Annotated in this window: 12 protein-coding genes and 4 pseudogenes; 1 reads left to right on the top strand and 15 read right to left on the bottom strand. The window is 64.0% G+C overall.

Features of this window, described 5'->3' with window-relative positions; translation table 11 throughout:
* Positions 1-159: 159 nt before the first annotated feature.
* The 3 genes and pseudogenes from E6P07_RS11570 to E6P07_RS11580 form a co-directional block, all read right to left on the bottom strand.
* Entirely contained in the window at positions 160-324 is a 165-nt protein-coding gene (locus tag E6P07_RS11570; RefSeq protein ID WP_153975751.1) for a hypothetical protein, read from the bottom strand.
* A 16-nt stretch (positions 325-340) separates the two neighbouring features.
* Positions 341-1,993: a glucose-6-phosphate isomerase gene (gene pgi, locus E6P07_RS11575; protein WP_153975752.1), complete on the bottom strand. Its 1,653-nt coding sequence runs from the start codon at positions 1,991-1,993 to the stop codon at positions 341-343.
* 87 nt (positions 1,994-2,080) lie between these two features.
* Positions 2,081-2,269, bottom strand: a pseudogene (locus tag E6P07_RS11580) (hypothetical protein); the annotation flags it as partial.
* Positions 2,270-2,357: 88 nt separating this feature from the next.
* Here E6P07_RS11580 and E6P07_RS11585 point away from each other — a divergent pair.
* Positions 2,358-3,716 (top strand): annotated as a pseudogene (locus E6P07_RS11585) (hypothetical protein); the annotation flags it as partial.
* Between the two features lie 191 nt (positions 3,717-3,907).
* Here E6P07_RS11585 and E6P07_RS14085 read toward each other — a convergent pair.
* The 12 genes and pseudogenes from E6P07_RS14085 to ccoS all read right to left on the bottom strand — a co-directional run bounded on the left by E6P07_RS14085 (position 3,908) and on the right by ccoS (position 13,419).
* Positions 3,908-4,183, bottom strand: a complete 276-nt coding sequence (locus E6P07_RS14085; RefSeq protein ID WP_343031231.1) for a hypothetical protein — start codon at positions 4,181-4,183, stop codon at positions 3,908-3,910.
* Positions 4,152-4,607, bottom strand: a pseudogene (locus E6P07_RS14030) (carboxysome shell carbonic anhydrase); the annotation flags it as partial. The pseudogene E6P07_RS14030 and the gene E6P07_RS14085, both read right to left, overlap by 32 nt.
* A 130-nt stretch (positions 4,608-4,737) precedes the next feature.
* Positions 4,738-5,103: pseudogene (locus E6P07_RS14035) on the bottom strand (carboxysome shell carbonic anhydrase); the annotation flags it as partial.
* Positions 5,103-5,585: a hypothetical protein gene (locus tag E6P07_RS13950; protein ID WP_246172838.1), complete on the bottom strand. Its 483-nt coding sequence runs from the start codon at positions 5,583-5,585 to the stop codon at positions 5,103-5,105. The pseudogene E6P07_RS14035 and the gene E6P07_RS13950, both read right to left, overlap by 1 nt.
* Positions 5,586-5,645: 60 nt before the next feature.
* The gene (locus E6P07_RS11595; protein WP_246172839.1) at positions 5,646-7,148 is read right to left on the bottom strand and encodes a CsoS2 family carboxysome shell protein; all 1,503 of its coding nucleotides are present in this window, start codon (positions 7,146-7,148) and stop codon (positions 5,646-5,648) included.
* A 422-nt stretch (positions 7,149-7,570) separates the two neighbouring features.
* The gene (locus tag E6P07_RS11600; protein WP_153975753.1) at positions 7,571-7,912 is read right to left on the bottom strand and encodes a ribulose bisphosphate carboxylase small subunit; all 342 of its coding nucleotides are present in this window, start codon (positions 7,910-7,912) and stop codon (positions 7,571-7,573) included.
* Between the two features lie 39 nt (positions 7,913-7,951).
* Positions 7,952-9,367: a form I ribulose bisphosphate carboxylase large subunit gene (locus E6P07_RS11605; protein WP_153975754.1), complete on the bottom strand. Its 1,416-nt coding sequence runs from the start codon at positions 9,365-9,367 to the stop codon at positions 7,952-7,954.
* A 537-nt stretch (positions 9,368-9,904) separates the two neighbouring features.
* A complete protein-coding gene (locus E6P07_RS11610) occupies positions 9,905-11,518 on the bottom strand; it encodes an NAD+ synthase (RefSeq protein WP_153975755.1) in 1,614 nt (537 codons plus the stop codon).
* 64 nt (positions 11,519-11,582) lie between these two features.
* Positions 11,583-12,512: a DHH family phosphoesterase gene (locus tag E6P07_RS11615; RefSeq protein ID WP_153975756.1), complete on the bottom strand. Its 930-nt coding sequence runs from the start codon at positions 12,510-12,512 to the stop codon at positions 11,583-11,585.
* 70 nt (positions 12,513-12,582) lie between these two features.
* Complete coding sequence (locus tag E6P07_RS11620; protein WP_153975757.1) at positions 12,583-12,801, bottom strand: DUF2835 domain-containing protein; 219 nt, start codon at positions 12,799-12,801, stop codon at positions 12,583-12,585.
* Positions 12,802-12,850: 49 nt separating this feature from the next.
* Positions 12,851-13,138: a PilZ domain-containing protein gene (locus tag E6P07_RS11625; RefSeq protein ID WP_153975758.1), complete on the bottom strand. Its 288-nt coding sequence runs from the start codon at positions 13,136-13,138 to the stop codon at positions 12,851-12,853.
* An 89-nt stretch (positions 13,139-13,227) separates the two neighbouring features.
* Entirely contained in the window at positions 13,228-13,419 is a 192-nt protein-coding gene (gene ccoS / locus E6P07_RS11630) for a cbb3-type cytochrome oxidase assembly protein CcoS (RefSeq protein ID WP_153975759.1), read from the bottom strand.
* Positions 13,420-13,431: the final 12 nt, after the last annotated feature.

A 13,431-nucleotide genomic window follows, 5' to 3' on the forward strand; every position in this document is an offset into this window, starting at 1 on the left:
TACTTCCTCTCGCAGCGCATGCGGCAACACGCTTGCCCGTCCCCTCTCCCGCGGGCGGGAGATGGCCGGGGTGAGGGTGTCAAACCGACCACAGGCTTTCCGCGGGTGGATAGACGCCCTCATCCCAACCCTTCTCCCGCCGGCGGGAGAAGGGCTTGCTCAGATGGCCGGCGGCGGCACATCCTGAAAATCACGGATCCTCAGCCCAGGCGTGCCGCCGAAGGCGGCCTCTGCAAGGGTTGGCTCCAGGGCAGCGGCGGCCTCGATCATCTGTTCGAGGGGGCGGTCTTCTCCAACTTGTCTGGAACAGATCGAGCCGTGCACCAGCGTGATCCCCTCCTCAAGCCCTGCGCTGACGGATGAAGCGCTCCAGCAGCGCGTGCGTCGAGGCGTCGTGATTGGACGTGACCTTACCGGACTGGATCTCGGCCAGGATGACGTTGGCCAGCTGTTTGCCAAGCTCCACCCCCCATTGGTCGAACGAATTGATGCCCCAGACCACGCCTTGGGTGAAGATGCGATGTTCATAGAGGGCGATCAGGGCGCCGAGCGTATGCGGGGTGAGGCGCTCCATCAGTAGGGTATTGGTCGGGCGGTTGCCCGGAAAGGTGCGATGCTGGGCCAGCCAGCGCGCCCGCTCTTCGTCCATGCCAGCGGCGAGGAGCTCGTTCAGGGCCTCGTCATAGGTGCGACCGCGCATCAGGGCCTCGGTCTGGGCAAAAAAGTTGGCCATGAGCTTGAGGTGATGATCGCCGAGTTCATGGTGGCTATGGACCGCACCGATAAAGTCGGCTGGGATGAGCTGCGTGCCCTGATGGATGAGCTGATAAAAGGCATGCTGACCGTCGGTGCCCGGCTCGCCCCAGACCACAGGCCCAGTGGCATACTGGACGGCCAGGCCTTCGCGCGTCACCCCCTTGCCGTTGCTCTCCATGTCGAGCTGCTGCAGATAGGCCGGGAAATAGCGTAATGATTGGTCATAGGGCAGAATGGAGTGGGTCCGCGCCCCGGCAAAGTTGGTATGCCAGATCCCGATCAGGCCCAGCAGCACTGGCATGTTTTCCCGCAACTCGGCGCTGCGAAAATGCTCGTCCATGGCGTGCGCCCCTTCCAAGAGCTCGATGAAGCGGTCGAAGCCGACGGCGAGCGCGATCGGCAACCCGATCGCCGACCAGAGTGAGTAACGCCCCCCAACCCAGTCCCAGAATTCGAACATATTGGCCGGATCGATCCCGAAGGCGGCGACCTTCTCGGCATTGGTCGAGACCGCGACGAAATGGCGCGCCACCGACGACGAATCCACAAGCGCGGTGAGCAGCCAGTCGCGGGCACTCCCGGCATTGGTCAGGGTCTCCTGGGTGCTGAAGGTCTTGGAGGCGACGATGAAGAGGGTGCGAGCCGGATTCAGCCCGCGCAGGGTCTCGACCAGATGGGTGCCATCGATGTTGGAGACAAAGTGCACCCGCAGGTTCTCGCTCTGATAGGGCGCAAGCGCCGTGCACACCATCTTGGGTCCAAGGTTGGAACCCCCGATACCGATGTTGACCACATCCGTGATGCGCTCGCCGGTATGGCCGCGCCAGTCGCCCGAGCGCACCCGCCCGACGAAGGTCTCCATCCGCGTCAGCACGCCTTTGACCTGGGGCATCACGTCCTCGCCCTCGACCTGGATCGGGCGCGTGGAACGGTTGCGCAGCGCAATGTGCAATACGGCGCGCCCCTCGGTGGTGTTGATCGGCTCACCGGCGAACATCCGGTCGATCCAACCCCGGAGATCCACCGCCTCGGCCAGCTCGATCAGCAGGTCCAGGGTCTCCTGGGTGATGAGATTCTTCGAGTAATCCAGATACAGCCCTGCCGCCGCCAGGCTCATGGCCGCCGCGCGCTTGGGATCAGCGTCGAACAGGGCGCGCAGGTGCTGGCCGCGCATCGACTCCCAATGCCGTTGGAGCGCCTGCCACTGGGGTGTCTGGTTCACGAGCACGGGCGACATAAGGGTTCGAGCCTCCTCAAATCGGGGATCACGGGATGGAGGCGCATTTGACCATATTCGCGCGCAATTCTCAGCTATCGCCTCAGCTCATGGACGGTCAAGGTGCTGAATGCGGCGTTGCCGATTGTGCGGATTCTTCAGCCTGCGGGTCTTTTCCACCAGGTGGTGGGTGGAGAGATTGTTGTTGTAGCGCGGCACCAGATGCAGCGGAACCCAGATGACCTCGTGAGACTCATCGTTGCCCGGGATGGGCAGGCGGTCGTCGATCTCGATCACCTGAATCCGTGTTCGTTTGTCATAGATCAAGCATAACTTGTTGATTATTTGCGAGAATACTGCATCGCAACTCTTCACCCAACTGAACATGCCGAAATTTGGGGTGTGCCAGACAGGCAAGCTGAACCTGACCTCCACCTTCGGCCTGGCACTCATCGGCCAGTGTTGGGAGGCGGCGCACGTCGATCGGGTGGTCGTTCCTCGGCTGCGGGTCTTGCAGGGGATGAGGGGCCCAGATCTGGTGGAGGCGATGGTGGGGCGGCTGAGTCTGGGCAAGGGTGACTTTGAAGCCGTCGGGCCGTTTCGGACGGTTCGCTCCTTTAAGGGGGCATTGTGGCTGTCGAGGGTGCTCTTTAGGGTCTGGATGCGGCGGCGGTTCGATGCCCAGGCCAGCGAGTTGCGGGCGTTGTCGGGTGGGTTGTCGGTGCGGTTGCTGAGGCGCAGCGAGGCTGCGATCGTGCCGTATGAGGGGTCTGTGGGCTTCGAGGGCGACACTTTTGTTATGGACAGTGGCGATACGCGGGGTGAGGAGGTGGGCCGCAGTTGTCAAGGCGTCGATGGCTAGTGTCCGATCGCCGGCTCTTTGGGCCAGGGGGGTTGGGACGTTGGTCTGGAGTTGCGGGTCGGCGCTTGGCGTTGCGCCTGCGAGGTGGTGTGTTGCTACGGGCGTGCCTTTGCTCGGGGGGGCGTTTGGTCGGGCCGGCGGTGGCTGTTTTGATGGTCGAGGGGAGGGGCTGTGACGGGGTGCGGTTGGTGTTTGCTCAGGTCGTCGAGCGGGGGGTGTGGGTCGCTGGAGGGCGGGGCGCTGGGGTTTAGCACGCGGTGGGATCCGCGTAGGCGGGATGCCTCGGCTTGGGTGGATTAGGCTGAGGCGGTCGGGGTCTTTTAGGGGATTCGGCCGGGTAGGGGCGGTGGGCGGTTTGAGCTTGAGGTCGATCGGGTGTGGGGCGAGGAGGGGCGTTGCTTTCGTCTGTTCGTCGAGGTGGGCGAACGCGGCGGCGATCGGAGGGGCTGGTCTCTCTTGGCGTCGGGGTTCGAACTCGAGGGTTGGTGGATCGGCCGCGGCTTGCCGGCCAAGGCGGTGATCGGGTCTGACGTCGATCGCGGTATGCATGGGCCGTTCTGTGCGGGGATTGAGCCTGATTTTGAGGTGGGGCGGCTGCACTCGGGCCAGTTCGATATCCACGATTGGGTGCTGCATTTGGGGGCGTTTGCCTGTCGCTGTCTGCGTCTGTTGGGGCGGTTGGGGCTGACGGGGGAGGTTGCACCGATCCGTCATGCGGCCGAGGGGGGGCGGCTGAAGACGGTGTTGCAGGGGGTTATGTGCTGGGCGGCGGGGTTTGTGGTGCTTGCGAGGGAGCGGGTGCTGGTCTGTGGCCGCCGCTTTGTCGGTTACGTTGAGGTGTTCGTCGTGCTGCAGGGGTGGCTTGTGTGCGCTGCTTTGCCATGGGTGCGGCGCGGCGGTTGCTCTTGGCCGAGACGCTCGGTTTCGCGCCAGTGGAAGGCCGGGGCTCGTCCCGGAGCAGGAAAATGACGTAACGCCGTCCCGCCAGTGCCGACTTTCGAAGCCAAAAGGCAGTGCGCCGCCCCGGGAAAGACCATCGGCAGACAGAAATTTCGGGCTGTCAGGCGGATATTTCATGCCAGACAGCTCACAGGAGAGGTTTCAGCTTTGATGACCACGGATTCAGGATTGTGATAATCACGCACATAGTCGAGCTGCGAGATGTTGTGCTCGATCAGACGCGCCATCAGACGCTGCATCCCGGGTGCAGGCGCAAGACCGCCGTCGCTCGGGCGGGCCAAGCGCTCTCGGATCAGGGCACGCCGCCGATTCAGGATCGAGCCGTGCCGTCTCGCGCTGGAGCGCTCCGGCATCGACGAAACGATCCAGATCGGCATCACCGCGCGCATCGGGTAGGTGCAGACGCAACCGATCGGTGTCGGTATCGATGCCGGCCAGCAAGATCTCGATCGAGGCACCACAGCAGTAGGTGTTTTCGACCGCCTCGCGGAAGGCGCGCAGACGCTCGCGCCCGGCAGCGGCTGACTGACGGGTGTCACTGCCGTGGGCCGCGCAGCCGTGATGCTCGGGGTCGCCGCTGCTGTAGTGATAGATCACCACCTTGAGATAGCGGGTCTGGGCATCGGCGGTGTTGGGTACAGCCTCCCGGAAGCGTCTGAGTTCCACCTCTGACCAGCGTTCGAGTGCCTCCTCGATGTCGAAGAGGGCGCCGGCATTGGCGCGGCGCCGAAGGGCGCCCATAGGCAGCCGCAACACATAGCGGATGGCATGGGCCAGACGTCCATCCGAACAGGTCGTGACGTTCATGGGCATGGAAACCGCAGTCGATCAGAAAGCGGCCGAACGCCTCGGACTGGCCGCGATCATCGAGCGGGTCGGTTGTGAAGTAGTCATCGCTCAGGGTGCGCACGGTCTCAAAGATGGCATGTGCAAAGAGCGCACGCCGGTCGAGTCCGGCGACCCAGGCATCGGCCAGCAAGGACTCAGGCAGCCCAAAGCCGAGCATCCGATGGGCCTCGGCCTGCGCCCAGTCCTCGAAACCAGCATCCGGGACGCGGGCCGCGATGGATTTGAGCACCGGAACGATACGGTCGAAAGAGCCTTTGACCCGCTGCTCATAGGCCCACAGCCGCTGGTTCTCGTCCAGGCGGGTGAGCGGATGCGTCTCGGGCCGAGCACCCCGGCGCATCTCCGCCGCCTCAGGCTGGATCTGCACACCAGGACGGTTGGTCCAGGAGGTCGAACGGACGCGCCGGCGTGATTGGGGCTTGATGCGCATGGCGATGGTTCCGGATCCCAGTGTGTTCATCAACCGCGCGCCCCACCCGAGAGGGTGACGAGGGCGCCACGCTCGGTGCTGCCGCTACTCCCCGTGATCCGGGTCTCGGGTTTAGGGCGATCTTGCCACTGGGCAGTGCGAAACAGCCGTGCCCCAGCGAAGGCCGCGGCGGGCGAACCGCGCCAGGTCGGATTGCGCCCCTGCACCGACTGACCCTCAGTGCCCGTGACGCGCTCGTTGCGGCCCCAGTCGTCGCCCGTGATGCGTAGCCGGCCGTCCATCCCCTCGCCAGTGATCCGGGGGCGGGCCGAGGTGGAAGGATCCTGACCAGACACCTCCCCTTGGGACGGCTCTGGCTGGGACACGAGGTCGCCCGCCCGAGCCTGGCCCCCGACGCGACCCTCCTCGGCCCGACGGGCGCGAAAACTCTCGGTGCCTGTGACCCGATCACCGCCCAGGTTGAAGGGACCTGTGATACGGCTGCGTGCCTGGTCGTACTGGGTACCGGTCACGCTGGGCCTTGGACGCTGGGATTGAGCGGTGCGCGCCGGGGTCTCGATACTGAAGCCACTCTACCGACCGCCGCCGAGCGGCTGCGGAAAGTCGTCGCTACCCGGTGTGGCCGCAAACTCCTCGGTAAACGCATCAGTGCCACAGTGGGCGAAGAGATCGTCTCCCCCCAGATAGGGGGTGCCGGTCACGGGCTGACAGGCACCCTTGGAATCACCCGTCGTGACCCCGCCGACCCCAGGCTGGGTGCCGGTGAGACCAAAGCCCGGGGTGGAGCGACCCACAGGCATCCGCTCGGCGACCTGGCGGGCCATCTCTGGACCACAGTCAGCGGCGACCTGCTCGGAGCCTAGATAGGTGGTGCCTGTGACGATCTCGCAGCGCCCAGCCTCGTTGCCGGTGACCCGCGCCTTGCCTGCGACCAGGGTTCCGGTCACTGTCTGACCGCGCCAGGTGGTATCGAGTCCGACCTTGAGCGGGCCGACCGGCTCGGGTCGGGTCTTGCAGAAACTGTCGAAGTGCTCCAAGCCGAGATACTCATTGCCCGTTATCCGTTGACAGGAACCTGGTTCGACACCGGTCAAGGCCGGGGTGCGTCCGACCAGCGAGCCAGTGACGGCGCGTCCAGCCAGGGTCTGAGTCTGGCCGACCTTGGACGGCGCCCCCTCGGGACCAGGCGCGGTGTAGGGCGTTCCGGTGAGCTGGCGCCCGGCACCGGCCTCGTCGCCTGTGACCTTGGCACTACGCCCGACCTGATCGCCGGTGACGGTCTGGCCCCCACTGGTGACAGCAACCGCGCTTTGACGGTTGGGTGCAGGTTCGAGCCTGATGCTGCAGAACTCCTGAAATATCTCGGCACCCAGATATTCGGTCCCCGTAATCTGGCGACAGGCACCGGCCTCGTCGCCCGTGGTGCGCCAGCTGCGCCCAACCAGGGTGCCCGTCAGGGTCTGGCCCGAGGCCGTGGTGCTGACGCCGACCTTGGATGGCAGCGCATTGGGTGTGCGCCGGATGCGTCCCGTGGGTCGCGGTCCTGAATCGCCGCACTTGCCATGCTCGCAGCGCGCCTCGCGCACCCGCTTGGCGATCTCGCGCGAGCTGACACCTGCATTGCGCAGCAGATGGGTTGTCACCGCCTGGCTGGAGCGTCCGCTCACTGAATCAACGCCAGTCTTGCCGCGTTCGGCCAGGGCAACACGGCGCGCCATCGATACCATGCGTCCACGCGAGGGGGCCTTGGCCAGGGTCGGACCACCGCGTGGGCGACTGTTACGTTGCCGCCGGTCATTGAGCGGATTGAGCGTTGCGCGCCGCTCGGTGCCGGGCTGCAACACATTGTCCGCTTGAGCCGCGGTCACGTCGAATCGCGTATTCTGGGGTACAACCGGCTCCAAACCAGCGATGGCACGACGCCGGGCGATCGCAGCCTCGCGCCCGACCAATCCGCGCAGATCGGGCTGATCCGCCGGTGCCGGACGCCCATCGCCTAGAAGTCCGCGGGTGAGCGTCGCGCCGCGCGATCGAGCGCCGGCGCCCTTCCGCCTGGTTGACGGAACGCCGGTCACGTTCGGGCTTGGGTTGACTCTCACACCGTGCCGGTGTGGGCTCCGCGGCACTCGGACGCTCGCGGAGCGTCATGGGTGCCGCTTCGCCGGACGGAACACGCTGGGCGTTCCGCCTGTTCGGCCCCGTGTTCGCGACCGATTCAGGGTCTGGTCGCCCCGTTTTACCTCCGTTGGCGATGGCGCGGCGTTTGGCGATAGAGGCCGCGCGCCCCGTCAACTGTCGTTCTTGATCAGCCATGTCCGTGCCTGCCTCTTCGTGGATCGCTGCTGACTGCTGTCCAGGCTCTCTGGGGCCGATGACGCTCGCCTTGGTGGCCGGCCGTGCGCCGCTGGGCAAGGCATTGCCCAGCCGACGCATCCAACCCGATCCTTAAGTCCGCAACGGCCCATCCGGAGCGCACCCCTCGCCCACGCACCCGCACTCAGCGGGCGCGGTGCACGAGGAAGGAATGCCCCTTGGTCTGGGCATAGTTGTCGTAGCCGACCAGCCGGACATGGTGATCCGGGTAGCTGCGTCGGCAGGCCTCGATCTCGGCCATGATCACGTTCGGATCCTGTTCGCCGAAGAAGGGCAGCTTCCACATCGGCCAGTAGTACTCGAAGGCACGGCTCGGATGCTCGTGCTCCAACGAGGCGTTCCAGCCGTTGTCAAGGATGTAGAGGATCTGCTCCAGGATCTCCTCGCGCGTCAGCGGGGGGAGATAAGAGAAGGTCTCATAGCGACCGATGGTGGCGTGATCGCCCATGCTGCTCGCGGTACTCATGGTGTCGGCTTCCTCATCACAAACGATGGATGGCGGGCTTTAGGCGGCATCGAGCTTGTCGACGACGTCGAACTCAAACTTGATCTCCTTCCAGGTCTCCATGGCAGCGGCCAGTTCGGGGCTGTGACGCGCCGCCGCCGTGAGGATCTCCCGAGCATTCTTCTCGACCTCGACCCCCTCGTTGCGCGCCTTGACGCAGGCCTCCAGCGCCACGCGGTTGGCCGCCGCGCCGGCCGCGTTGCCCCAGGGATGGCCCTGGGTGCCGCCACCGAATTGGAACACCGCGTCGTCACCGAAGATCGAGAGCAGCGCTGGGACATGCCAGACATGGATACCGCCCGAGGCCACCGCCATCACGCCTGGCATGCCACCCCAGTCTTGATCGAAGAAGACACCGCGCGAGCGGTCCTCAGGGATGAAGGATTCGCGCAGCAGATCGACGAAACCGAGCGTCGATTGCCGGTCGCCCTCCAGCTTGCCGACCACGGTGCCAGTGTGCAGATGGTCCCCACCCGACAGACGCAGACACTTGGCCAGGACCCGGAAATGGATCCCGTGCTTGGGGTTGCGGTCGATGACGGCGTGCATGGCGCGATGGATGTGCAGCAACATGCCGTTGTCACGACACCAGTTGGCCAGGGTGGTGTTGGCCGTGAAGCCAGCCGTGAGGAAATCGTGCATGATGATGGGCGAGCCGAGCTCCTTGGCAAACTTGGCACGCTTGATCATCTCTTCACAGCTCGGCGCGGTGACGTTTAGGTAGTGACCCTTGCGCTCGCCGGTCTCTTCCTGGGCCTTGCGTACCGCCTCCATGACGAACTCGAAGCGGTTCTGCCAACGCATGAAGGGCTGGGAGTTGACGTTCTCGTCGTCCTTGGTGAAGTCGAGCCCGCCGCGCAGACACTCGTAGACCGCGCGCCCATAGTTCTTGGCCGACAGACCCAGTTTGGGTTTGATGGTACAGCCCAAGAGCGGACGACCATATTTCTCCAGACGATCGCGCTCGACCTGGATGCCATTGGGCGGGCCACCGCAGGTCTTCACATAATGCAATGGGAAACGGATGTCTTCCAGACGCAGGGCACGCACCGCCTTGAAGCCGAACACATTCCCTACCAAGGAGGTGAGCACGTTGACGACCGAGCCCTCCTCGAACAGATCGAGCGGATAGGCGACGAAGGCATAGAAGCTCTCCTTGTCACCCGGAACATCCTCGATGCGGTAGGCGCGGCCCTTGTAGTAATCGAGATCGGTCAAGAGGTCTGACCAGACCGTGGTCCAGGTGCCGGTCGAGGACTCGGCGGCGACGGCGGCCGCAGCCTCCTCGCGCGACACCTTGGGTTGTGGCGTGACCTTAAAACAGGCCAACAGGTCGGAATCGAGGGGCACATAGTCCGGGGTCCAGTAGGTGAAGGCATAGTCTTTGACGCCGGCTTCATACGTCTTCGTGCTCATGATTTACTCCGTTCGATGGGTTCGGCCCGAGATTGCGGAGACGATAAATGGGTCAAATCCCCGATACCAATCAATTAAAAGAATGTTATCCATCGATAAAAGTCGATGGACTGGGCTGAGGATGGACGACGAACCCGGTTCGCGGAGCGGGTCGGCGGGTTTGGAGGGGCGCCTTGAGGCGCGATGGTGGCGATTGCTTCCGACTCGACCGCCGGTATCGCGGCTAAGGCCGCATCCGACGGGATGCGTTGGTGGGGTAGGAGCGCCGTAAGGCGCGATCCACATCTTTGATTGAGGGCCGGGTTTAGTAAACAACCCTCGACTGAAGTCGAAGGCTTTATTGTGAGACGCAGCAAACATGGTTGACCGCATCCCCAACATTAGGCGTGTTTACAGCCGCCCTTGGCAGCGGGGCTCCGCTGCCAATCCGGGCCAGGTTTCGACTGGCGTTGCAGTCTGCGTGCGCCCGGAGACCACACTTGCGGTGCATTATACACCACATGGCGCACTTCGCGCGCCCGCCATTCCTCCCGCGACTCAAGTCGCGGGTTTCCTTGCGGAGGGTCTATGAAAACCGCTGGTGATCGGATAGCGTCGATCGCGCCCGAAAGAGCGGCGCGAGATCCGCACTCCAGGCGGGGCCTGACGGCGTTTGTACTCGTTGCGATCGACCAGCCGCGCTACGCGCCGGACCACATCGGGCGGATAGCCGCGCGCCACGATCGCGTCCACACCCTCGTCGTCTTCGATATAGTGCTTGAGGATGGCGTCGAGCAGGTCATAGGGCGGTAGGCTGTCCTGATCGGTTTGATTCGGGCGCAGCTCGGCCGAGGGCGGGCGGGCGATCACCCGCTCGGGGATCACAGGCGCGCAGCCATTGCGATACCCTGCAAGTCGATAGACCAGGGTCTTGGGGACGTCCTTGAGCGGGGCAAAACCACCGGCCATGTCGCCATAGAGTGTGGCATAGCCAACCGCCATCTCGCTCTTGTTCCCAGTGGTCAGCAAGATACGCCCGGACTTGTTGCTGATGGCCATGAGGATGAGTCCGCGACAACGCGCCTGGATGTTCTCCTCGGTGACGTCCGCGGGTTGACCGGCGAAGACGGGTTCGAGCAGATCGAGAAAGGTGCGGAAGGCCGGCTCAATCGGGATGATCCGGCTTGCGACACCAAGACGCCTGGTCTGCTCCAGGGCGTCCTCGATGCTCATGCTGGCGGTATAGCGCGAGGGCATGAGCACGGCCTCGACGCGCTCGGCGCCGAGCGCATCCACGGCAACCGTCAGGGTCAGGGCCGAGTCGATACCACCGGACAGACCCAGCACAGCCCCATCGAAGCCGTTCTTCTGCACATAGTCGCGCACACCCAGCACCAGGGCCTCGTAGATCGTCTCCTCCTCACCAGGCCAGTCGGCGAGCGGTTCGGCATCGGCTGTGTTCGGGACCCCATCGGCATCGAGCTCGAGGGCGAGCGTCGTTTCGGTAAACGCACGCGCGCGGTGTGTGATCCGGCCATCTGGTGCGACGACAAAGGAGGCGCCGTCGAACACCAATTCATCCTGACCGCCGACCAGATTGGCATAGAGGATGGTGAGTCCATGGGTGCGGGCGCGCTGGGTCACCAGGGACTCGCGCTCGGCGATCTTGCCGGCGTGGAAGGGTGAGGCGTTGAGATTGAGCAACACCTGAGCGCCGGCCGCGGCGGCCTCGCGGGTCGGTCCCTCCCACCAGATGTCCTCACAGATACTCAAACCGAAACGCAGACCAAGGTGCTCGAATAGGACAGCGGTCGCGCCGGGTTGGAAGTAGCGTTTTTCGTCGAAGACGCTGTAGTTGGGCAGATGCTGCTTGGCATATTCGGCGATCAGGGCGCCGTCGCGGATCACACCGGCGACATTGAACAGACCGCCGACCGAGGCACGCGGATAACCCAGGACCAGGGTGAGGCCCCGCACCTCGGACTGGAGACGCGCCACCGCCGTCTCGACCCGGGCGATGAACTCGGGACGCAACAGCAGATCCTCGGGCGGATAGCCGGTTAGAACCAGCTCAGGACAGAGCAATAGATCGATGCCCTGGACCCTGGCCTGTTGGGCGGCTGAAATCAGGCGCTCGGTGTTGCCAGCCACGTCGCCGACTAAGGGATTCATTTGAAGGATTGCGCTATGACAGGACACTTCGATCGCTCCAGGGATCGCCTGAGTTCTCGATGACTCAACCGTCGGCCGTGATCCGCGCGATCAGCTCGCCCAAGACCTGGTCGGCGTGCTCGTTGTCGACCTGACAGGTGCCGGCGGCCTGATGCCCGCCGCCGCCGTATTCCAGCATCAGCGCGCCGATATTGGTCTTGGAACTGCGGTCTAAGATGGATTTGCCGACGGCAAAGACCGTGTTCTGGCGCTTGAGGCCCCAGAGGACATGGATCGAGATGTTGCACTGCGGAAAGAGCGCATAGATCATGAAGCGATTTCCGGCCCAGATGGTCTCCTCGCCGCGCAGGTCCAGCACCACCAGATTGTCGTGGACGGTGGCGCAGCGTCGAATCTGTTCCTTGCATGGCTCCTCGTGCTCGAAATAGAGCTCGACCCGCTCGCGCACATCCGGCAGGGCCAGGATCTGATCGATGGTGTGATCCCGACAGTAGTCGATCAGGTCCATCATCAGGTTGTAGTTGGAGATCCGAAACTCGCGGAAGCGTCCAAGCCCGGTGCGCGCATCCATCAAAAAGTTCAGCAACACCCAGCCCGTGGGGTGCAATACCTCCTCGAGCTCGAACTGGGCCGAGTCGCCCTTGTCCACCGCCTCCATCATCTCGTCCCAGACGAGTGGAAAGGTGTCGTGTCCGCCGTAATAACGCCAGACCACACGCGCCGCCGAGGGCGCCTCTGGATCGATGATGTGATTGTCGTGCCGGCCGGTGCGCAGGGTCTCGGACAGATGGTGATCGAAGGCCAGATGCACGCCCTCGACATAGGGGAGATTGGTGGTGATGTCGCGCCCGCTGATCGCGATCTTGCCGTCCTGCATGTCCTTGGGATGGACGAAGAGGATCTCGTCGATCAGGTCCAGGTGCTTGAGCAGGACGGCGCACACCAGACCATCGAAGTCACTGCGCGTGACAAGACGGAACTTTTGCTCAGACATGAATCTCTCCGGCTGGATTGGATGGCAGTCGATCTGATGGGCATGATAGGTCATTCGGGTCGAGTCGGCCTCAATGTCGCTCCAAGGCGACCAGCCGATTGTTCTCATCGATGGCGGCGCGAAACCGGCCCTGGATGCCGGCGTGGGTGACGAATTGGCGTAGGTTGATGGCTGGAATCGACAGCGTGCGCCCATCCTGGGTACGCACCACCACGCGCGCGGCCGCACCCTGGTAATAACGCAGATACTCGGTGCTGGGGATGTTCAGGCTGAAATGGAAGTAACGCATGTTTTTGGGGCGGTGGTGGACGGCAGGGGCGCGCGCAAGTCCGCGCCCACTATTGCGACAGGAACTCGACCGCGATCAACTGCCCATCCGCGTCCTGGTCTATCCGGGTCACACGCGCGCGCCGACGCAGCGGCTCGATCCTCGGGCTCGGGCTGTTGATCAGGATCTCCAGCTCCTCGTCATCTGCGATCGCCTGCTCGGAGCGAAAGGCGCATCCGGAGGCACTCAGGTTGATCAGACCGGCAAGCATGGACTCGCCCGTCGCCAGACGGGTGACGGTGATGTCGGTCTTGGTATCCAGGCGTCTGAATCCACGACGTTCGTCATTGGTGAGCATGTGGTACCCCCGCGTGCGCAATGTCTCAAGACAAGCGTGTGCCGGATCATAGCGCCAATGCCGGATTCCAGGAATGCCTGGGACTGTGTTCAGGTATCCGACCTGTCGTCGGACTCGAGAGGTGGGTGCTCGGTGTCGATTTCGTCCTCATCGAGCAGCAGACGCTGCCCGTCGCCTTCCAGGTCGTCGAACTGACCGCTGCGCGCGGCCCAGAACAGCACGGCGACCGCCGCAAGCCCTAGGGTCAGCATGCCGGGGATCAGGCCGTAGATGACTTCCATCGAGAGGTGGCT

It is taken from the genome of Thermochromatium tepidum ATCC 43061, from assembly GCF_009664085.1.
In the GTDB taxonomy this organism is placed as follows: domain Bacteria; phylum Pseudomonadota; class Gammaproteobacteria; order Chromatiales; family Chromatiaceae; genus Thermochromatium; species Thermochromatium tepidum.